The sequence below is a fragment of the Amycolatopsis sp. NPDC041971 genome (genome assembly GCF_055588925.1).
In genome coordinates, this window is sequence record NZ_JBVJCE010000001.1 from 178,026 (window position 1) to 197,517 (window position 19,492).

19 protein-coding genes are annotated in these 19,492 nt (G+C 68.4%); 3 read left to right on the forward strand and 16 right to left on the reverse strand.

The window, feature by feature from the left end; genetic code table 11:
• Positions 1-17: 17 nt before the first annotated feature.
• Positions 18-140: a hypothetical protein gene (locus ACZ6DT_RS00875; RefSeq protein ID WP_465586743.1), complete on the reverse strand. Its 123-nt coding sequence runs from the start codon at positions 138-140 to the stop codon at positions 18-20.
• Positions 141-269: 129 nt separating this feature from the next.
• On the opposite strand from ACZ6DT_RS00875, the gene ACZ6DT_RS00880 reads away from it, so the two are divergent.
• On the forward strand, positions 270-833 hold the full coding sequence (locus tag ACZ6DT_RS00880) for a CGNR zinc finger domain-containing protein (RefSeq protein WP_465586746.1): 564 nt from the start codon (positions 270-272) through the stop codon (positions 831-833).
• Here ACZ6DT_RS00880 and ACZ6DT_RS00885 read toward each other — a convergent pair.
• The 12 genes from ACZ6DT_RS00885 to ACZ6DT_RS00940 all read right to left on the reverse strand — a co-directional run bounded on the left by ACZ6DT_RS00885 (position 826) and on the right by ACZ6DT_RS00940 (position 14,133).
• Entirely contained in the window at positions 826-1,467 is a 642-nt protein-coding gene (locus ACZ6DT_RS00885) for an SDR family oxidoreductase (RefSeq protein ID WP_465586749.1), read from the reverse strand. The two genes, ACZ6DT_RS00880 and ACZ6DT_RS00885, sit on opposite strands and share 8 nt — an antisense overlap.
• 256 nt (positions 1,468-1,723) lie before the next feature.
• The gene (locus ACZ6DT_RS00890; RefSeq protein ID WP_465586751.1) at positions 1,724-2,842 is read right to left on the reverse strand and encodes an ABC transporter ATP-binding protein; all 1,119 of its coding nucleotides are present in this window, start codon (positions 2,840-2,842) and stop codon (positions 1,724-1,726) included.
• Entirely contained in the window at positions 2,839-3,834 is a 996-nt protein-coding gene (locus tag ACZ6DT_RS00895; protein WP_465586754.1) for an ABC transporter ATP-binding protein, read from the reverse strand. The genes ACZ6DT_RS00890 and ACZ6DT_RS00895 overlap by 4 nt, the downstream gene beginning before the upstream one ends.
• A 7-nt stretch (positions 3,835-3,841) precedes the next feature.
• Positions 3,842-4,777 (reverse strand): ABC transporter permease, encoded by a 936-nt coding sequence (locus tag ACZ6DT_RS00900; protein WP_465586757.1) that lies wholly within the window; start codon positions 4,775-4,777, stop codon positions 3,842-3,844.
• Positions 4,774-5,775, reverse strand: a complete 1,002-nt coding sequence (locus ACZ6DT_RS00905) for an ABC transporter permease (RefSeq protein ID WP_465586759.1) — start codon at positions 5,773-5,775, stop codon at positions 4,774-4,776. Before ACZ6DT_RS00905 ends, ACZ6DT_RS00900 begins: the two co-directional genes overlap by 4 nt.
• A gap of 86 nt (positions 5,776-5,861) precedes the next feature.
• A complete protein-coding gene (locus tag ACZ6DT_RS00910; protein WP_465586762.1) occupies positions 5,862-7,535 on the reverse strand; it encodes an ABC transporter substrate-binding protein in 1,674 nt (557 codons plus the stop codon).
• Between the two features lie 450 nt (positions 7,536-7,985).
• On the reverse strand, positions 7,986-8,501 hold the full coding sequence (locus ACZ6DT_RS00915; protein ID WP_465588747.1) for a uridine kinase family protein: 516 nt from the start codon (positions 8,499-8,501) through the stop codon (positions 7,986-7,988).
• A 29-nt stretch (positions 8,502-8,530) separates the two neighbouring features.
• On the reverse strand, positions 8,531-8,968 hold the full coding sequence (locus tag ACZ6DT_RS00920; protein WP_465586764.1) for a DUF2304 domain-containing protein: 438 nt from the start codon (positions 8,966-8,968) through the stop codon (positions 8,531-8,533).
• A gap of 12 nt (positions 8,969-8,980) precedes the next feature.
• Positions 8,981-9,682: a glycosyltransferase family 2 protein gene (locus ACZ6DT_RS00925; RefSeq protein ID WP_465588750.1), complete on the reverse strand. Its 702-nt coding sequence runs from the start codon at positions 9,680-9,682 to the stop codon at positions 8,981-8,983.
• Positions 9,683-9,741: 59 nt separating this feature from the next.
• On the reverse strand, positions 9,742-11,733 hold the full coding sequence (locus tag ACZ6DT_RS00930) for a DUF6541 family protein (RefSeq protein ID WP_465586767.1): 1,992 nt from the start codon (positions 11,731-11,733) through the stop codon (positions 9,742-9,744).
• 73 nt (positions 11,734-11,806) lie between these two features.
• Positions 11,807-13,105: a polysaccharide biosynthesis protein gene (locus tag ACZ6DT_RS00935; protein WP_465586769.1), complete on the reverse strand. Its 1,299-nt coding sequence runs from the start codon at positions 13,103-13,105 to the stop codon at positions 11,807-11,809.
• The gene (locus tag ACZ6DT_RS00940) at positions 13,102-14,133 is read right to left on the reverse strand and encodes a glycosyltransferase family 2 protein (protein ID WP_465586772.1); all 1,032 of its coding nucleotides are present in this window, start codon (positions 14,131-14,133) and stop codon (positions 13,102-13,104) included. Before ACZ6DT_RS00940 ends, ACZ6DT_RS00935 begins: the two co-directional genes overlap by 4 nt.
• A gap of 61 nt (positions 14,134-14,194) precedes the next feature.
• Between ACZ6DT_RS00940 and ACZ6DT_RS00945 the strand changes: the two genes are divergently transcribed.
• Positions 14,195-15,307, forward strand: a complete 1,113-nt coding sequence (locus ACZ6DT_RS00945) for a UDP-N-acetylglucosamine 2-epimerase (protein ID WP_465586774.1) — start codon at positions 14,195-14,197, stop codon at positions 15,305-15,307.
• A gap of 160 nt (positions 15,308-15,467) precedes the next feature.
• Here ACZ6DT_RS00945 and recR read toward each other — a convergent pair whose 3' ends face one another.
• Positions 15,468-16,064 (reverse strand): recombination mediator RecR, encoded by a 597-nt coding sequence (gene recR / locus ACZ6DT_RS00950; protein ID WP_005166260.1) that lies wholly within the window; start codon positions 16,062-16,064, stop codon positions 15,468-15,470.
• A 1-nt stretch (position 16,065) separates the two neighbouring features.
• Entirely contained in the window at positions 16,066-16,422 is a 357-nt protein-coding gene (locus ACZ6DT_RS00955) for a YbaB/EbfC family nucleoid-associated protein (protein ID WP_005166259.1), read from the reverse strand.
• Between the two features lie 89 nt (positions 16,423-16,511).
• Between ACZ6DT_RS00955 and ACZ6DT_RS00960 the strand changes: the two genes are divergently transcribed.
• On the forward strand, positions 16,512-17,354 hold the full coding sequence (locus tag ACZ6DT_RS00960) for an N-acetylmuramoyl-L-alanine amidase (protein WP_465588753.1): 843 nt from the start codon (positions 16,512-16,514) through the stop codon (positions 17,352-17,354).
• A 63-nt stretch (positions 17,355-17,417) separates the two neighbouring features.
• Here ACZ6DT_RS00960 and ACZ6DT_RS00965 read toward each other — a convergent pair whose 3' ends face one another.
• Entirely contained in the window at positions 17,418-19,472 is a 2,055-nt protein-coding gene (locus tag ACZ6DT_RS00965) for a DNA polymerase III subunit gamma and tau (protein ID WP_465586777.1), read from the reverse strand.
• Positions 19,473-19,492: the final 20 nt, after the last annotated feature.

Here is a 19,492-nt window from a genome sequence, read left to right on the forward strand (position 1 = left end):
TGCTCCCGCGAACGGTTTTACGCGCCGATCCGGCCGGTGCCGAGGTGCTCGCCCGGCCCGGACAACGCGGCCTTGACCCGGCGCGTGAGGTAGCCGGTGAGCACTTCGGTCCGCCGTAGGAACCCGAGCCCGCCGTCCACGACAGGACCGAATGCACGTTGACCAGCGCACGGACGGATTCCGCGTCGGTGACGTCACAAAAGTGTTCGATTTTCGCCTCTGTCGTCAGGTTGGAGACGCGGAGCGACAGAGTCAAGGACGCTTGACCTATGTCATGGACCGCGACCGACCGATACCGGTTACGCACCGCCCCGTCGGGGCTGGCGCTCGTTCAGGACTTCCTCAACACGAAGGCGTTCAAGACACACGGCCTCGACCTGCTGAGCGACGTCGATCTGGCGCGCCCCTGGGCCACCGAAGCGCTGGCGGAGTGGTCGCGGGCGCGGGATGCCGACGTGCCCGAGGTCACGCTGGGTCCGGGCGACCTTCGCGCGCTTCGAGAGCTTCGGCAGTCGTTCGTTTCGCTCCTGGACGGCGATGAGGTGGCCGCCGAGAAGTCGATCAAGGCGGATCTGGCCCTGCGGGACGGCGTCGTCCGGTTGTTCCCGTCCGGCATCGGACGGCAGTGGCTCACTTCGGCGCTGTGGACGGAGACGCTGCTCGCGCAGCAGGCCGGGATTTGGCCGCGGCTGAAACTGTGCCGTCTCGACGGCTGCCGCTCGGCCTTCTACGACGTCTCGCGCAACAACAGCGGGGTCTGGCACGACGTACGGACCTGCGGGAACGTCGCGAACCTGCGAGCGGCGCGAGAGCGGAAGAAAGCGCTCAGCTGAACGAAGCCAGCGCTGACGGGATCGGGATCTCGCCGCCGATGACGTCGAAACCCTGGTTCTCGGTGAGCGGCTCTTCCAGCGTGCCGACCAGGACGGCGGCGACGTCCGCGCGGGAGACGCGGCCCGGTTCGAGATGACCGGCGACCTTGACCTGCCCGGTGGGGCGATCGTCGGTGAGCGTGCCGGGCCGGACGATCGTCCAGTTCAGGCTCGAACGGCGGAGGACGCTGTCGGAGATCTGCTTCGCCATCAGGATCGACCGCACCAGCCGATCACCCTGATCCGGCGAATCCGCGAACTGCGCGGAAAGCTGCACGAACCGCGAGACACCCGCCTTCTCCGCCGCGCGGATCGCCGTGATCACGCCGTCGCGGTCGACGAGGTCGACCGAGGCCTGATCCGGATCGGGCGCGCCGATCGCGCTGATCACCACCTCGGAACCGGCCAGCGCCTCGACGAGGTCGTCCGCGTCGGCGGTGACGTCCGCGACCACCGTTTCGGCGCCGAGACCGGCGACCTCCTCCGCGCGGCGACGGCTGCGCAACCCCGCCCGCACCTGATGTCCCCGCCCCCGCAGGAGCCGGACCACATGGATCCCCGTCCGCCCCGACGCACCCAGCACTGTGACCCGCATGACACCAAGTCTGCCCGAAAGCGGCGGTGAGTGCCTGGTCACCTGGGTCGGGGGGGGGGGGGGGGGGGGGGGGGGGGGGGGGAGGGAGGCCAGCCCGACAACACCGAGCCGCCCCCCGCGACCCAACCCCCCCCCCCCCCCCCCCCCCCCCCCCCCCCCCCCCCCCCCCCCCCCCCCTCCCTCCCCTCCCCCCCCCCCCCCCCCCCCCCCCCCCCCCCACCACCTGGACCGAACGGCCCCGTGACCTCGCGACCGGCTAGAGGATCTCCGCCGCCGAACCGACGTCCGGCAGCCCGCCGACGTCGGGGTTCAGCTCTCCGGCGCCGACGAGTTCCGCCTTGACCTCGTGCGGTTTGATCCGCCCGTCGCGGATGTCCTCCGCGTAGTGGCAAGCGACCCGGTGCCCGGCGCCGATCTCCCGCAGCTGCGGGCGGTCGGTGTCGCACAGGCTCTGCTGCTTCCACGGGCACCGCGTGTGGAACCGGCAGCCGGACGGCGGCCGCGCCGGCGAAGGCAGGTCACCGGCGAGCAAGATCTGTTCGCGGGTGTCCTCCACCACCGGGTCCGGCACGGGGATCGCCGAGAGCAGTGCCCGCGTGTACGGGTGCAGCGGGTCCTCGTAGAGCGCGTCGGCGTCGGCCTCTTCGACCAGCGAGCCGAGGTACATCACGCCGATGCGGTCGGAGATGTGCCGCACCACCGCGAGGTCGTGCGCGATCACCAGATACGTGAGCCCGAGTTTCGTCTGCAGATCTTCCAGCAGGTTCACCACCTGCGCCTGCACCGAGACGTCCAGCGCGGACACCGGTTCGTCGGCGACGATCAGGTCCGGCTCGACCGCGAGCGCCCGCGCGATGCCGATGCGCTGGCGCTGGCCGCCTGAGAACTCGTGCGGGTACTTCCGCAGCGAGGACTCCGGAAGCCCGACGGCGGACAGGAGTTCGCGCAGCCGCTTGGCCGTCGTTTCCTTGTCCTTGTCGAGGCCGTGCGCCTTCATGCCTTCGGTCAGGATGGATTCCACCGACTGCCGAGGGTCCAAAGAGGACATCGGGTCCTGGAAGATCATCTGCATCCGGCGGCGTGCCTTGCGCAGTTCCTCGCCCTTGAGCCCGGCCACGTCGGTGCCGTCGAAGACGACGTTGCCGTTCGTCAGTTCGGTCAGCCGGAGGATGGCCCTGCCCAAAGTGGACTTCCCGCAGCCGGATTCCCCGACCAGACCGTAGGTTTCACCCTTGCGGATGGCGAGATCGACACCGTCCACGGCGTACACGTACCCGATCGTCCGGTCGACCACGATGCCGCGTTTGATCGGGAAGTGCACCTTGAGGTCGTTGACCTCGAGCAGTACTTCCTGCTCCGGTACCACGTGCGTCATCGGGTCCCTCCTCGTGCGGCCACGGCCGGGATCACCGGGTTGTGGCAGCGCAGCAGTCCACCGCGATCGGGGGTCAGCTGCGGTGAAACCTCCCGGCACACGCCGAGAGCGTTCGGGCAGCGGGGCGCGAAGGCGCAGCCACCGTCCCACGGGATGTTGTCGGCGACGGATCCCTTGATGGGGATCAGTTTTTCGCCGCGGCCCGCGTCGAGCCGCGGGATCGAGGCGAGCAGGCCGTGCGTGTACGGGTGCCGAGGCTCGGCGAACAACGAGTGCCGCTCCGCCCGCTCGACGATCTTGCCGCCGTAGAGCACGTTGACCTCGTCGCAGAGTCCGGCGACGACACCGAGGTCGTGCGTGATCATGATCAGCGCGGTCCCGGTGTCCTGCACCAATTCCCGCAGCAGCGCGAGGATCTGCGCCTGGATCGTCACGTCGAGCGCGGTGGTCGGCTCGTCGGCGATGAGCAGCCGCGGGCGGCAGGCGAGCGCGATCGCGATCAGCGCGCGCTGCCGCATCCCGCCGGAAAGCTGGTGCGGGTACTCGGTGAGCCGGCGTGCCGGGTCGGGGATCCCGACCTTGTCCAGCAGTTCCGCCGCCTCCACCGACGCCGCCTTGCGCGACATCCCGCGATGCCGCTCCAGCACCTCGGTGATCTGAAGGCCGATCGGGATGACCGGGTTCAGCGAGGACAGCGGATCCTGGAAAACCATGCCGAGGTCACGGCCGCGGCGGTCCCGCATTTCCCTGTCCGACAGGCTGAGCAGATCCGTGCCTTCGAACGACACCGAACCGCTCACGTGGTTGCCGCGTTTCGCGAGCAACCGCATGATCGCCAGCGAGGTCACGGATTTGCCGCAACCGGACTCACCGACGAGGCCGACCGTCTGGCCGGGTTCGACGTCGAAACTGACCTCGTTCACCGCGGTGAACGGCTTCTCACCGCGCCGCTGGAAAACGACCTTGAGGTCGCGTACTTCGAGGAGTGCCATCTTCACATCACCGCCTGTTCTTCGGATCGAGGGCTTCCCGCAGGGACTCGCCGAGCAGCGTGAACCCGAGCGCGACGATGATGATCGCGATCGCCGGGTAGTACGCCAGCTCGGGGCGGATGTCGAGGAACTGCCGAGCACTGCGGCTCAGCATGATGCCCCATTCCGCCCGGTTCGGGTCCGGGTCGCCGAGACCGAGGAACGACAGCGCCGCCGCCTCGAGGATGGCGGTCGCCAGGGTCAGCGTGGCCTGCACGATGACCGGGCCGAGCGAGTTGGGCAGCATGTGCCGCAACACGATCGCCCCGCGTTTGACGCCGAGCGACGTCGCCGCGAGCACATGGTCGCTGTTTCTCTGCGCGAGCATCGAACCACGCAGCAACCGCGCGAAGATCGGCACGCTGACCATCGAAACCGCGACGATCACCGTCCACTGGCTCGGCTTCTGGAACAGCGCGGCGACCGAGATCGCCAGCAGCAGCGACGGCACGGACAGCATGACGTCGACGAGCCGCATCAGCACGGTGTCGACCCAGCCGCCGAAGGCACCGGCGAGGCCACCGATGATCATGCCGACCACGACGCCGATGATCGTCGCGAGCACACCGACCAGCAGCGTGTTCTGCGCACCGACCAGCAACCGCGAAAGATAGTCGCGGCCGAAGTCGTCGACACCGAGCGGGAAACCGGGCTGAGCGCCCGGAATGATGCCCTGGCCGAGGATGACCTGGCTCTGCAGATACCGCTCGTAGGGATCCTTCGGCGCCAGGAGCGGCGCGAAGATCGCCACCAGCAGGAACAGGCCGGTGATCACCGCGCCGGTGATGGCCACCGGGCTCCGCAGCATCCGGCGCAGCGCCTCGCCACCGAGGCTGTGCCCCTTCGCCGACGAAGCCGCGAGCTTGTCGATCGGCTCCTTCTTCTTGTTCAGCAAGGTGTTCATCGGACACGCACCCTCGGGTCGATGAGCCCGTACGAGACGTCGACCAGCATGTTCACCAGCACGTAGACCAGCGCGCCGAACAGCAGCAGCGCCTGCAGACGCGGGTAGTCACGCCGTTCGATGCCTTCGGCGAGCAGGAAGCCGAGGCCGCGGAAGTTGAACACCCGCTCGGTCAGCACGGCGCCACCGAGGAGCGCGCCGGTCTGGAGACCGATGACGGTGACCACCGGCAGCAGGCCGTTGCGGAGAACGTGACGCCGCCGGACGACCGGCTGGGTCAGGCCCTTCGAGTTGGCCGTGCGGATGAAGTCCTCGTTCAGCACGTCCAGCACCGAAGCCCGGGTGATCCGGACGATGACCGCGAGCGGAATCGTGGCCAGCGCGAACGCCGGGAGGATCAGGTGGGTGATCGCGTCCCAGGCGGCGTCCCATTCCTGGGTGATGATGCCGTCGAGGACCGCGAACCCGGTGACGCTGGTGGCGTCGAGGCCCGCCATCTGACGGCCCTGCGAGGGAAGTCCCAGCGGGGCGGCCAGCAGGTCCTGCATCATGTACCCGAGGAAGAACACCGGCACGGCGACGCCGACCAGGCTGAGCACGATGATGACGTTGTCGACGGTCCCGCCGCGGAAACGGGCGGCCAGGTAGCCGAACGGGATGCCGAGGCCCACCGCGATGAGCATCGCGCAGAAGCCGAGTTCGATCGTGGCGGGAAGGAAGTTCCCGATCTCCGACATCACCGGCTGGGCGGAGACCAGCGAGTTGCCGAAGTCGCCGGTGATCGCCCGGCCGAGGAACTTGAAGTACTGGACGAAGATCGGATCGTCGAGGCCGAGGAGCTTGTTCAGGTCGGCGATCTTCTCCGGGGTCGCCTTGTCACCCAGGAGGGCGCCGGCGGGGCCACCGGGAAGGGACCGGAGCCAGGCGAAGATCAAAATGGACAGGATCAAGAGCGTCGGTATCGCTTGTAGCAGCCGACGCACGAGAAAACGGAGCACGTGCGTTCCTTTGTTGCCAGCCCGGGAATGGACTTCAGGGGGTGGGCGCGGTAGCACCCACCCCCTGAGCCATCAGTGGTGGTGGATCAGTTGACCGTGACGGTGTAGAAGCGCTCGTCGGTCAGCGGGCTGGCCACCAGGCCCTTCACCTTCGGGCCCACGACGATCGCCGGGGGGCCGTAGGAGATCGGGATGGCGGGCAGGTACTCCATGATCTGCTTGTTGACTTCCTGGTACGCCTTGGTGTGCGCCTCGCCGGCGGGCGCGGCGTCCGCGGCGGAGAGGGCGTTGAAGAGCTCGGTGTTGTTGAAGCCGAACTCCGCCTTCTCTCGGCCGAAGAAGGTGCCGACGAAGTTGCCGGCGTCGTTGTAGTCACCGGTCCAGCCGAGCAGGTGCACGTCGTGCTTGCCCGCCTTCTGGACGTCGTCCTTGTAGCCACCGTTCCACGGCTTGGCGATCGGCTCGACCTTGATGCCCATGGCCTTCATGTCCTCGGACAGCGAGGTGAAGATGTCGGCCGGGTTCGGCATGTACGGCCGGGTGACCTCGGTCGGGTAGTAGAACTTCAGCGTCATGCCCTCGGCGCCGGCTTCCTTCAGGAGGTCTTTCGCCCGCTGAAGGTTGTAGTCGTACTTGGTGACGTTCTCGTTGTAGCCGTCGATCGCCTTCGGCACGAACTGGGTCGCGGTCTCGGCGCCCTCGGGGAGCTTCGACTTCACGAACTGCTCACGGTTGAGGCCGTAGGCCAGCGCCTGGCGGACCTTGAGGTCCTTCAGCTTCGGGTTGTTCTTCTGGTTGATGCCCAGGTACAGGATGTTGAACGACGGGCGGATGAGCACCTGCTCGCCGTCGTTGCGCAGCAGGCCGTAGTCCGCGGGCGACGGGTAGTCGTAGCCCTGGATGTCGCCGGCCTTGAGCGCCTGCTTGCGGGCGTTCTCGTCCGGGATGACCTTGAAGACCAGCTTGTCGAGCTTGGCCGTCTGGGTCGGCGAGTCGGTGGCCTTGACCAGCGTGATCTCACCCTTGGCCTGGTCCCAGCTCTCGAACTTGAACGGGCCGGTGCCGGTCGGGTGCTTCAGCGCGTACTCCGGGTAGGAGAACGAGTCACCGCTCTGGGTGACGGCGTCGGCGTTGTACTTCTTCAGCGCGTCCGGACTCTGCATGGACAGCGACGGAAGGGTGAAGGCGGCCGGGAAGGCGCCCTTGGCCTTGTTCAGGTTCAGGACGGCGGTGGACTCGTCCTTGGCCTGGCAGTCCTTGTAGACCGGGTCGCCGGAAGCGTCGCCCTCGTTCTTGGCGAAACCCTCGAAGACGTCGCCGTAGTAGATCATCTGGCTCTGGGCGGCGGCGCCCTTCATGTTGAACATGCGGTTGAAGTTGAAGCAGACCGCTTCGGCGTTGAACGGGGTGCCGTCGTGGAACTTCACGTTCTTCTTCAGGGTGAAGGTCCAGGTCTTGCCTTCGTTGCTGCCTTCCCACTTCTCCGCCAGGCCGGGCTCGAGGTCCGCGGTCCCCGGCTTGTTCATGATCAGGGTGTCCATCATCTGGCGGATGATGCGGAAGGTCTCACCGTCGTCGTTGAAGAGCGGGTCGAACGTCTTCGGGTTACCGGCGGCGCCGAAGACCATGGTGCCTCCCGAGCCACCCCCTGCGCCTTCATCACGCTTCGATTCGGCACAGGCGGAAATGGAGACCGCGAGTGCGCCGGCAAGCCCGATCAGGGCCACACGGCGTGCTCGGGTCACCCGCAGTTGCTGCATCTGGCACCCCTTGAGGAGATATTCGGTGTTTAGGCACCGTCGGCGTCGATCGGTCGAAACTCGAACTCCGCGGACGATCGGTGTGCTCGCCGACACTAGCGGGAACTCAGCCCGCACTTAAGCACGCGAGGTTACGATCGCGCTACACGACGGCCAATACGACCGCAAAGTGTCCGCAATTCTGGACGGAGTGTAATCAATTTCGGACCACTAACGCGCAGAGTGCCGGGTCACTGACTCAAATGGGTGCTTACCGCTACAACCAATGGGTCACTGACAAAACAGGACATCCGCGGGTATCGGGTCGCCTCTCGCTAGTGGTAAGGCCCGTCCGAAGACAATGGTGCAGTTGTCAGGCCCGGTCCCTGAAGTCCGTGAAGGCCTCCTTGAGGGACCCAGAGTCCCTCAAGGAGGCCTTCACGGCCAGGTGAACGTGTGACGGCACGGGCCTCACCACTCACCGGAGGTGATCACTCGATCCGCTGCGGCCCGAGTCCCGTCCACGGCGAACCACCCGCGTTCGAACAGTTGCCAGCGCCGCAGGTCCACCCGGGATTCCTCGCCGTCGCGGCCCGCCGCGCGGTCGAGGCGTTCGGCCTCGCTCCCGCCGTCGAGCCAGGTCAGCAGCGACAACGACGGCCGTATCCGCGCGCGGCCACTGGAAACGCCTTCCAGCACCAGGACTTCGGGGGCCGGGATTTCGATTTCTTCACCCGGCCGAGGGGTGCCGCTGGTCCAGTCCACACGCCGGTAGCGGCCGGGCCTGCCCGCGCGCAACGGTTCCAGTACCCCGGTTTCCAGGCGCGGCCACCACGAAACGGGCTCGTCCCAGGTGGCGAACTCGTCGGTGCTCATCAGCGCCACGCGGACGCCGCGGACACCGAGTTCGGCCACGATCTTCCCGGCCAGCGTGGACTTCCCGGAGCCGGACGGGCCGTCGACGGCGAGCACGCGGACGGCGCCCAGTCTCGGCGGGGCCGCGAAAAGGGCGTCGATCAGCGTGCGCGTGCCGGGCTCACTTCGGGGAGCCCTTTGACGTTGTCGGGCGCGGCGGTCCTCGCTTCGAGTGCGGAGACGCGTTCTTCCAGGTCACGCTGGGCATCGGCGAGTTCGCAGCGAAGGAGCGCGATCTCCTCGACGGAGGTCCGGACCTCTTCTTCGAGATGCCCGACCTCGGTCGACAGATGCAAGGCGACCAGCGCGAGCACGACACCGGCCAAGAGGAATACGAAGTTCGACGGCGTCTGCACGCCGGTCACCCGGGCGAGGAAGTCGGCGGCCTGCGGAACGAGGGCGAGCACGACCACGCCGACGGCGAGGACGAGCCAAACACCCGCGTACTTTTCCCGCAGTTTCCGCCGTCGCATCATCTCGAGGACGACGAACAGCACGAGACAGGCGACGACGATGCTGAGAATGCGCCAGCCAGCCATAATCAGCTCCTTTTACGCCGAATCCGACGAGTCGACGGCGGGGCGGCGGCGCACCAGCGCCAGCAGCAGGGCGAGTCCGGCACGGCCGAGGTAGACGGCCGATTTCACCGGCGAATGGCTCGGCGTTCCGGCCGCCCGTTCGCGCATGATCACCGGGATTTCCTTGATCTTCAGTTCGGCTCGAATCGCCATCACGAGCGATTCGACCGTGTCGCCGAGGTATTCGGCCGGGTAGTACGCGGCGAACAGTTTGATCGCGCGCGGGCCCATCGCCTTGAAACCCGACGTCACGTCGGTGAGCTTGGTCTTCCCTAGCCGGGAGAATACGACCGAGAGCGCGACCATCGCGTATTTCCGCGGGCCGCTCGCCTTGTACGAACCTTTGCCCGCGAACCGCGAGCCGATCGCGATGTCGGCGTCGTCGAGCGCGTCCAGCAGGGCGGCGACCTCTTCGGGATCGTGCTGGCCATCCGCGTCGACCTGCACGACGACGTCGTAGCCGCGGGCGGCCGCGTACCGGAAGCCGGTGCGCATCGCCCCGCCGACGCCGAGGTTCACCGCCAGACGGGCCACGTCCGCGCCCGCCGCGCGGGCGAGTTTGGCCGTGTCGTCGGACGAGCCATCATCGACCACCAGCACGTCCATGCCCGGCAAGGACTGCTTGACCTGGGAAATGACCGCGCCGACACTGGCCTGCTCGTTCAACGCGGGCATCACGATGAGTACGCGGCGGGTGGTCACGGACGTACTGGACACTGGATCACTCTATCTTCTTACTGGCCGTGAGCGGTGTCGGACCCGGCGGGCACGCCATCGGCGACCACACCTTGCTGACCTTCGATTTCGTAAACAGCCGCGTCGAGGTTGTGGAAGACGCGTTTGAAACCCGGAGTGATGTCGAGGCGCTGGAGCCCCACCGCGGGCTGCGCGTTGGGGGCCACCTTGCCCTTGCCGACCAGCACGTAGCGCACTTTGAGGTCGGTGAGCGCCGCGCGCACCCGGGGTTCGCGGTTGATGTCGTTCAGGAACACGCTGAGCCAGCCCGCCTTGGTGGTGAACTCGGCACCGTAATTGGTCCACTCGACCGGCTGAACACCCGAAAGCGCGTACATCCACACCGAACCGTCGGCCCTGTCGTTCATGACGCGCTCACCCGGCACGACGTGCTTCCCGAGCCAGGCGTAGGCCTCTTCCTCGCCCTTGCTGACCGAAGGCCCTTCGCCGTAGTTCATCGCGAGCCGCGCCGAGTTGCGGCCGATGTAACCGCCCCTGCTCAGCACCGTGACGACCAGACCGACCACCAGCGCGCCCGCGATGGCCGCGGTGAACGGGTTCAGGCCGGGTTTGCGCTCGCCGAGCTTCTCGGCGATCTTGCCCGACGCGGTGTGCACGAACTCGCCGAACGCGACGGCACCGGCCAACGGCACGAGCGCGCCGATCCGCCAGTGGTCGTTGTAGAACACGCCGGTCAGGGTGTGGATGAGCGGGGTCTCCAGCGAGATCGTCGCGGCGAACAGACCGCCGAGGACGACGTACGCGCCGACCATCCAGAGCATCCGCCGGTGTCGGACCAGGAAGAACACGCCGATGATCGCCGGGATGCCGATCCACCACTGCGGGAACGACGCCATCGGCGAGAACGTGATGGTCTGCCCGAACGCGCCGGACACGCTGGTCTCCGACGCCCAGAACGCGCTCGTCACGCCGCCCGCGTTATAGAGCGCCGGAAGGACCTGAGGCAAGCCGAGCACGACCGCCAGCCCGATCGTAGCCACCAGCGAAGCGGCGCTTCGGCGCCAGCTGATCTTTTCGAAGCGGAACAGCACCGCGAGGAGGATCAGCAGGAAGTAGACCATGATCACGAAGATCAGGCTGGTGTGCAGGCCGGCCAGTCCGGCGACGCCGACGCCGATCGCGACCGGTCCGGCGACACCGTTCGGCTTGAGCAGCAGGCGGGCGAGGGCGAGCATCGCGGGCACGAGCGCCACCCCGGCGACGTACGGCCACAGCGGGCCGCGCCACAGCGAGTCGTACGGGAACGCGGTGAACCAGGTGGACACGGCCGCCGCGGCGGCGGTCGCGAGGACCGGCATGCGCCAGGCGCGGCACATCGCCGCGACGCCGACCGGGACGGTCAGCACGACCATGAGCGCCGCCAGGTTCAGCGTCGGCATCATCGTCAGGCCGCCCTTGCCGAAGATCAGGGCGAGCAGCGCGTGGTAGGTGTCCGGATAGAAGTAGTCGTGCTGGTTCGGCAGGTTCGCGATGGTGCCGACGGTCGACGCGCGCGCGTCGCCGTGCTCGGCGATCCAGCGCACCAGGTTGCCGTGGAACGGGGCGTCCCAGCCCTGCTGGACGTTCTCCAGGCTGTGCGAACCGCGCAGGAAGGTCACCAAGCCGACGCCGAGACCGACCACGACCCCGGCGCCGATCAGCAGATGGTCGCGCGGTGTGTTTCCAGAAGCGGAGCGTTTCGTCTCGTCGTCGTCTTCGTCCTCGGCCCACTCGGGATGGCGCTTCGCGGTGAAGCGGAGCACGAGGAACGAGAGACCGAAGCCGACGAGGGACAGCAGCAGCACCCAGAGGCCGACGTTCAGCATGGTCCAGCGGATGCCGAAGCGGCCGAGGATCGGAATGCCGATGGCGACGAGGCCGAAGGTCAGCAGCGGGGCCGCGGCGGCGAGGGTCCAGCCGCGCAGCCTGATCGCGGCGCCGAAGACGAGCCCCGGCAGCCAGAACGCCAGCAAGACCAAAAGAACGTTCATCGAATTCGCTGTCCAACCCTGTTCGGCGTCAGGAACGCCACCGAAGTTCGCGGCGCGCGATGGCGCCGCCACACTATCGAGACGTTTCGGAAGGCCGCGCGTTGCCCGGCCCGGGCGTGCCGCGAACCACGAACGCCATGACGACGAGCAGGCCGACGGTCGGTCCGGCGGCGAGGCCGACGACGGCGCGAACGACGGTGTCGCCCGGGTGGAACAGCAGGACCAGCGCGGTCGCGACGACGACGGCCGCCCAGGTGATCAGCACCTTCGTGGCCTTGGCCTGCGCGACGAGGACGGCGGCGAGCAACTGCATCGCGGCCAGCAGCACCGAAGACCAGACCAGTCCGGCCATCCACCAGGCCTCGGGGTCGTTCTTGGCGCCGTAGACCAGGCGCACCACCCACGGGCCGATCAGCCAGCCGATCAACGCGCCGAGCGCTCCGAGCGCCAGCGCGCCCATCGAACCGAGCGCGAGCAGCCTCCGCAGCCGGTGCTTGCCCTCCTCGGTGCTGGACAGGCGCACCACGGTCGGGACCGCGAGGGCCTGGACCGGCGCCATCAGCGTGAGCGGCGTCCTGGCCACGAACAGGGCGAGGAAGAGCACGCCGAGTTTGTCCTTGTCACCACCGGGCGCGAGCAGGCTGACCAGCGCCGGATAGCCGGTGATGACGCTCGCGGTGAGCCCTGCGCCGGCGAGGAGCATCAGCATGTTCGTGACGACCGGCTTCGCGGGCGCGTCGGCTTCGAGCTTCGGATCGACCAGGCGGGCGGCGCCACGAGCGAACAGCAGCCAGGCGAACGAGCCGGTCGCGGCGGCGATGGCGAACCAGTACAGCTGGGTGAGCCCGGCGACCACCAGCGCGGCGACCACCAGGATCCGCACGGCGGCCTCGACCAGGATCAGCCACGAGTAGGCCCGGACGTGGTCCTGGCCGATCAGCAGGCCGCGCGCGGCGAACTGGAAGGCGAACGAAAGCCCGCCCGCGAGCACGAGCACGGCGAGCGCGAACTGCCCGCCGTAAACCTTGTCGGTGATCGGCGGCAGCAGCGTGAGCAGTCCGACGAGCATCACGGCGATCGCGCTGGTGGCGAACACGATCACCGCCGGGCGGCCCGCCTTGCGCCCGGCGAGCGCGGCGTGCGCGGACTGGCGCGAGATCTCCTGTTCCAGCGGGGACAGGGCGGCGCCCAGACCCATCAACATGCCCCAGAAGGAGAGCAGGACGGCGTTGTCGGCCTTCGACAGCGTCCGGCCCCAGACAACGGTGAGGACGTAGCCGAGCGCGATGGCGATCAGCAGGTAGACGCCGATCCGCCCGGCGGACTTACCGGTGTCCTTGGCCAGTTTTTCGCTGCTCACCGCGCTGCTCATCGACCGTGCTGTTTTCGACCGAGCCGGGCCCGCAGCGCCATGAAGAGGCCGCGGAGCGCTCCGGCGCCGAAGCCGGCGGCGAACACCGGGGTGAGCTGCGCGACCGCCTTGGCCTCGGCCTTGGTCGCGCCGAACTTCGTCACCGCGAACCCGGCGGCCGTCGAACCCGCGGCGGCCAGCGCGACGGCGGTCTTCGGGCGTTTCGCGGCGACACCGAGCCCCAGCACTCCGACGGCCATCGCGGCGAACAGTCCGTTGCGCGCGGGCCCAGGCGACGCGAGATACGAATCGACGAACGTGGTGCCCCGGAAATACGACTGGCCGAGGAACTTCTTGAACGAATCCCGGCCGTGGTAGGTCGCGGAGAAGCCGGGGGCGAGGAAGATGCGGTGGCGTTCGGCGATCCAGCGCAGAACACCCGTGTCGTCACTGGCGAAACGGACGTCTTCGAAGAGCGACTCGAACGCGTTGGACGAATCCTCGAGAACGTCCTTCGGCGCGGAAAAGAATCCCGTTCCTTTAGGGAAGACGTCGAACTCTTCGATACCGAAGGACATCAACCGCGGGTTCGCGCAATAACGGCGCCATGGGATCTTGACCAGCCCGGACATGAATCCCGCATACGGATTGTGCTCGGACGCGACGTTGACGTGACCGTTCCACACCATGCGTTCGGGATGGTCCACGAGCTGGTCGCGAAGGAAGGTGAGCGAGCCGGAGTCCACGATCACGCGGCTGTCGAGCAGCAGGATCTGCCGCCCGGACGCCTTCGCGATCCCCGCCCGGCGTGCCTCGAACCGACCGCTGTTCGACTGGGCGAGGACGGTGATCCCGTGAAGTTCCCGCAGCTTGACGAGCTTGTCGCCGGTGCCGTCGGTGCTACCGTCGTCGACCACGACGACCTCGACCGGCCAGTTCGCCGCTTGAGCGGACGCCATCAGCGCGCCCACACTGCGATCGATCCAGTCCTGCTCGTTGTAGACCGGTATCACGACGGACAAGGCCGGGAGGAGCGAATTCGCACTCACCCCGGCGAGGCTACCTTGCGCGGCCCACCAGTATCCTTCGGGCACCGCAGACCCCGACAGAATGGCTCTTCCGGTGATTTCCTTCATTCTCGGCACCACGGCGGAACTGATCAAAATCGCGCCGGTCTACCACGGCATCCTCGAACGCGGGGTCCGGCCGAAGATCTGGTTCACCGCCCAGCACGTCGACGAGGTCTCGGACGTTCTCGCCGATCTGAACCTCCCCGAGCCCGACGTCTGGTTGGTGCCGAAGGAGAAGGCGCACAACCTGGAGTCGCCCGCGCAGGTGCCGGGCTGGGCCGCGCAGGTGCTGCGCACCGCGTGGAGCCGCCGCGCCGAACTGAAGGCCGCGCTGGTCGAGGACGGCCGTCCGCCGCTGGTGCTGGTGCACGGTGACACCTTCACCACGCCGTACGGCTCGCTCATCGGGAAGCGGATCCTCAAGTCGCGAGTCGGGCACGTCGAGGCGGGCGCGCGGTCGGGCAGCATCATGTCGCCGCTGCCGGAGGAGTTGAACCGGAAGATCGCCGCGAAGATCGTCGACATGCACTTCGCGCCCAGCGCGCGTGAGGTGAACAACCTCCGCAACGCGCGCGGCGTCGTCGTCGACACCGAAGCGAACACCGCGATCGACGCGATGCGCATGGCCATCAACGGGCCGCTCGACATCGAAGGCCTGCCGGAGAAGTTCGGCCTCGCCACCCTGCACCGCTTCGAACTGGTCTCGCGCGCGGAGAAGTACCGCGAGGCGCTGGAGATCCTGCGCGAGCAGAGCAAGCAGATGCCGATCCTCTACATGGCGGGCGCGCCCGAGCGCGAGAAGATCCGCTCGCTCGGCCTGGCGAACCTCTTCGACGAGAAGAACTTCATCCTCCAGCCGAAGATGCGGTACCTGAAGTTCCTGCCGCTGGTCGCGCGCGCCGAATACGTCGTCACCGACTCGGGCGGCCTGTCGGCCGAGTGCTACTACCTCGGCCTGCCGTGCGCCGTGCACCGCGAGCGCACCGAGACGCCGCAGCACCTCGGCGAGACCGTCGTGCTGACCGAGATGCGCGGGGACAAGCTGCAGAACTTCCTCGACACCTACCAGAACCGCCGCGGTGAGTCCTGGGTCGACAAGTTCCACCCGTCGGAGATCATCGTCGACACGCTGGCGCGGCTGGGCTACTGCTAGTTCTTGTCGCGCGCTGCCGCCTTCGCGCTCGAAAGCTCCTTCACGCGCTATGAACGGTCCGTTACTTGCGAAATTTGCAAGTAACGGACCGTTCATAGCGTTTCGTGAGCGACTTCAGGGGCCGCAGGGGCTCCTCGCGGTCCGTCGAGTGTGCGGGTAGCTAGAGCGCCCGACGGCCCGAAAGCGCGCGGCCCAGCGTCAGCTCGTCCGCGAACTCCAGGTCACCGCCCATCGGCAGCCCCGACGCCAGCCGCGTCACGGTCAGACCGGGGAAGTCGCGAAGCATCCGCACGAGGTACGTCGCGGTCGCCTCGCCTTCGGTGTTCGGGTCGGTCGCGATGATGATCTCGCTGATCTCCGCGCCGCCGATCCGCGCGAGCAGCTCACGCATGCGCAGCTGCTCCGGCCCGATGCCGGACAACGGGTCCAGCGCGCCGCCGAGCACGTGGTAGCGGCCCTTGAACTCGCGCGTCCGCTCGACGGCGAGGACGTCCTTCGGCTCCTCGACCACGCAGATGACCGTGAGGTCGCGGCGGGTGTCGCGGCAGATCCGGCAGGTCTCCTGCTCCGAGACGTTGCCGCAGACCTCGCAGAACTGCACGCCTTCCTTGACCTTGCCGAGCACTTCCTGCAAGCGCGCGATATCCGCGGGATCGGCGGCCAGCAGGTGGAAGGCGATCCGCTGCGCGCTCTTGGGACCGACGCCGGGCAACCGCCCGAGCTCGTCGATCAGATCCTGGACGACACCCTCGTACAAGCTAGCCGCCGAGCCCGGGGAAGCCGCCGAGGTCCGGCATTCCGCCGCCGAGGCCGCCGGCGAGCGGGCCGAGTTTCTGTTCGGTGAGCTTCTGTGCGTTGGCCGAAGCGTCCCGCACGGCCGCGACGACCAGGTCGGACAGGGTCTCGACGTCGTCGGGGTCGACCACCTTGGGGTCGATGGCCAGCGATTTGAGCTGACTGTCGCCGGACACGGTCGCGGTGACCAGGCCGCCGCCGGAAGTGCCGGTCACCTCCGTGTTGGCCAGCTCTTCCTGAGCCTCGACCAGCTTCTGCTGCATCTGCTGGGCCTGCTGCATGATCTGCGACAGGTCGAAGCCGCCACCGGGTTGCACCATGATCCGATCGGTCCTCTCCTGGAAAATCCCGTACCGCCTACCAGCCTAGCCGTCACCCGTGTGGCACCGTGGGCGCCGTGCGACGACGGATGGGCCTTGTGGTGGCGATCGGATTGACGCTGTTCACGGCGTGCGGGGTGGACACCCCCGCGTCCTCGCCGTCGAATCCACCCGCTCCAGGGACCACCACGGTCTTCACCACCCTTCCGCGGCCGAGTTCCACGACGAGCGCGCCACCATCGAGCGCACCTCAGCCGCCTCCGAGCACGCGGCCGCCGAAGACGGGCAAGGTCGTCGTGCTCGACCCCGGCCACAACGGCGGGAACTCCGGCGAGCCGGGCGAGATCAACAAACAGGTCCCGGCTGGGCGCGGCAAGACGAAACCGTGCAACACCACCGGAACCTCGACGAATTCCGGCTATGCCGAGCACGCGTTCACCTGGGATGTGTCGCAGCGGATCTCGCAGGCCTTGGCGGCCAAGGGAATCCGCGTCATCCTCACCCGGCAGAACGACACCGGCGTCGGGCCGTGCGTCAACGAACGCGCCGCGATCGGGAACGACGCCGAAGCGGACGCCGTCGTGTCGATCCACGCGGACGGCTCGAATTCCGCCGGAGCGCACGGCTTTCACATCGCCTATTCCGCCCCGCCCCTGAACGCTCAGCAGGGCGAGCCCTCGGTGAAACTCGCGACGGCCTTGCGGGACGGGATCCGCGCGGGCGGCTTCCCGACGTCGACGTACCTCGGTTCGAACGGGCTCGCCCCGCGCGCCGACCTCGGTGGTCTCAACCTCTCGACCCGCCCTGCCGCGCTCGTCGAATGCGGGAACATGCGCAACGCCGCCGAGGCGGCGGCGATGGCGAGCGAAGAAGGGCGTCAGCAGTACGCCGCCGTCATCGCGAAGGCCATCGAGGATTACCTAGCAGGCTAGTGACCGCCCGCGTTTAGTCCTCTGGATGCGGTCCTTGCACGTGCAAGGACCGCATCCAGAGGACTACTTGCGTTCGTCGAGCGGGCGGGCGTTGAGGTGGTCGGCGAGCAGTTTCCGGGCGATCTCTTCCGGATCCTTCTCGGGCGGGAGCGGCGGAGGCGGCGGGGCGGGGCTCGCGTCCTCGTTGTAGAGGTCCTCGTCCTCCTCGACCGGCTCGGGCGGGAGCGGGATGTCGGGCTCGGTCGTAACCACCTTCGCCCGTTGAGGCTCCGGCTTCGGCGCGGGCGGCGCCGGAGGGGCGCTGGGCGCTTCGGCGGACCGGCGGGTGAAGGACCGCTCAGACGAGGGTGGCTGCGACGCGGCCTTGGGCGCCGCGGACTGACGGGCCTGCGCGGCGCCGTGGACGCACCGCACCTGCCAGTCGCCGCCGAAGACCTCCTTGAACGCGGCCGCGACACGCTCGGCGTTGTGCGGCTCGGAAATCCGTCGCGCCAGAGGTTCGGCGCTGTGCGTGAGCGTGACGGCGGTGCCCTCGACGCTCACGACGCTCGCCTGCGTGAGCATCGCTTCGGTGCTTCGGCCGCCCGGGACCTTGCGAATCGCGGCGAGCACGTGTGGCCAGCGGCCGCGGATCCCGTCCACGTCCGTCGCGCCACCCGAAGCCGCGACGGGCTCCGGCGCGGCCGGAGGCGGGGTGGAGGCGGCCGGGCGTCGCGGGGCGGGCGGTTCGGCGGCCGGCTCAGGCCGCGCGACGGGCTGCGGGGCCGGTGCGGCTTGCGGGGACGGCGCGGGCTCTTGTGCCGGCGCGGGCTGTTGCTCGGGCGCTGCGCCTCGCCGCGACGGTCGTTGGAACTCGCGGACGGGCTCACCCGAGAGCGCGACGGGGGCGGGCGCGGACTGCGCCACCGGGGCGGCTTGAGCGGCCGGAACCGGACCACCGGCGACGGGTGCCGGAGCCGAAGCGGCACGACGCTCGAGCCGTTCGAGACGGGCGAGCAACGCGTCGGCGCCCTCGGCGACCGACGGCAGCAGCATCCGCGCCGTCAGCAGTTCCAGCACCAGCCGCGGCGAGGTCGCGCCCCGCATCTCCAAGAGTCCATTGTGGACGATGTCGGCGTAACGCGAGAGCGTGGCGGGCTCCAGTTTGCCCGCCTGCTCCTTCATCTTCTTGAGTTCGTCGTCCGGCGCGGCGACCAGCCCGCGCTCACCCGCGTCGGGCACCGAACGCAGCATCACCAGATCGCGCAGGCGGTCGAGCAGGTCGGTGGCGAAGCGGCGCGGGTCGTGCCCGGCCTCGGCGAGGCTCTCGACGGTGCCGAAGACGGCCGCCGCGTCGTCCGCGGCCAGCGCGTCGACCATGCCGTCGATGAGCGCGACGTCGGTGACACCCAGCAGCGAAACCGCGCGCGAGTAGTCGATGCCGTCCGGGCCTGCCCCCGCCAGCAGCTGGTCCAGCACCGATTGCGTGTCCCGCGCCGAACCCCCGCCCGCGCGGATGACCAGCGGATACACCGCGGGCTCGACCTTCGCGCCCTCGGCGGCGACGTTGCGTTCCAGCAGGTCACGCATGGAGCTGGGCGGGATCAGCCGGAAGGGGTAGTGGTGCGTCCGCGACCGGATGGTGGGCAGCACCTTGTCCGGTTCGGTGGTCGCGAAGATGAAGATCAGGTGCTCCGGCGGCTCTTCCACGATCTTCAGCAGGGCGTTGAAGCCCTGCGTGGTGACCATGTGCGCCTCGTCGATGATGAAGACGCGGTAGCGCGAGTCCGCCGGGGCGTAGAAGGCCCTGTCCCTCAGCTCACGGGCGTCGTCGACGCCACCGTGGCTGGCGGCGTCGAGTTCGGTGACGTCGACGCTGCCGGGACCTTCGGGGGCGAGGTTGCGGCACGAATTGCACTCGCCGCACGGATCCGGCGTCGGGCCCTTAGCGCAGTTCAGAGAACGCGCCATGATGCGGGCACTCGACGTCTTGCCGCAGCCGCGCGGGCCGGAGAAGAGGTAGGCGTGGTTGATGCGCCCGGCGGCCAGCGCCGTACGCAGCGGGTCGGTCACATGCTCCTGCCCGACGACCTCGGCGAAGGTAGCCGGACGGTACTTTCGGTATAGAGCTAGAGCCACGGCGTTGAATCTAACAGTGG

Coding starts and splice junctions, on each gene's coding strand:
- ACZ6DT_RS00910 (WP_465586762.1), bottom strand. CDS start 7,535: ATGCAGCAACTGCGGGTGACCCGAGCACGCCGTGTGGCCCTGATCGGG.
- ACZ6DT_RS00895 (WP_465586754.1), bottom strand. CDS start 3,834: ATGGCACTCCTCGAAGTACGCGACCTCAAGGTCGTTTTCCAGCGGCGC.
- ACZ6DT_RS00930 (WP_465586767.1), bottom strand. CDS start 11,733: ATGAACGTTCTTTTGGTCTTGCTGGCGTTCTGGCTGCCGGGGCTCGTC.
- ACZ6DT_RS00885 (WP_465586749.1), bottom strand. CDS start 1,467: ATGCGGGTCACAGTGCTGGGTGCGTCGGGGCGGACGGGGATCCATGTG.
- ACZ6DT_RS00945 (WP_465586774.1), top strand. CDS start 14,195: ATGGCTCTTCCGGTGATTTCCTTCATTCTCGGCACCACGGCGGAACTG.
- ACZ6DT_RS00920 (WP_465586764.1), bottom strand. CDS start 8,968: ATGGCTGGCTGGCGCATTCTCAGCATCGTCGTCGCCTGTCTCGTGCTG.
- ACZ6DT_RS00935 (WP_465586769.1), bottom strand. CDS start 13,105: ATGAGCAGCGCGGTGAGCAGCGAAAAACTGGCCAAGGACACCGGTAAG.
- ACZ6DT_RS00925 (WP_465588750.1), bottom strand. CDS start 9,682: ATGCCCGCGTTGAACGAGCAGGCCAGTGTCGGCGCGGTCATTTCCCAG.
- ACZ6DT_RS00955 (WP_005166259.1), bottom strand. CDS start 16,422: ATGGTGCAACCCGGTGGCGGCTTCGACCTGTCGCAGATCATGCAGCAG.
- ACZ6DT_RS00960 (WP_465588753.1), top strand. CDS start 16,512: ATGGGCCTTGTGGTGGCGATCGGATTGACGCTGTTCACGGCGTGCGGG.
- ACZ6DT_RS00900 (WP_465586757.1), bottom strand. CDS start 4,777: ATGAACACCTTGCTGAACAAGAAGAAGGAGCCGATCGACAAGCTCGCG.
- ACZ6DT_RS00890 (WP_465586751.1), bottom strand. CDS start 2,842: ATGACGCACGTGGTACCGGAGCAGGAAGTACTGCTCGAGGTCAACGAC.
- ACZ6DT_RS00880 (WP_465586746.1), top strand. CDS start 270: ATGTCATGGACCGCGACCGACCGATACCGGTTACGCACCGCCCCGTCG.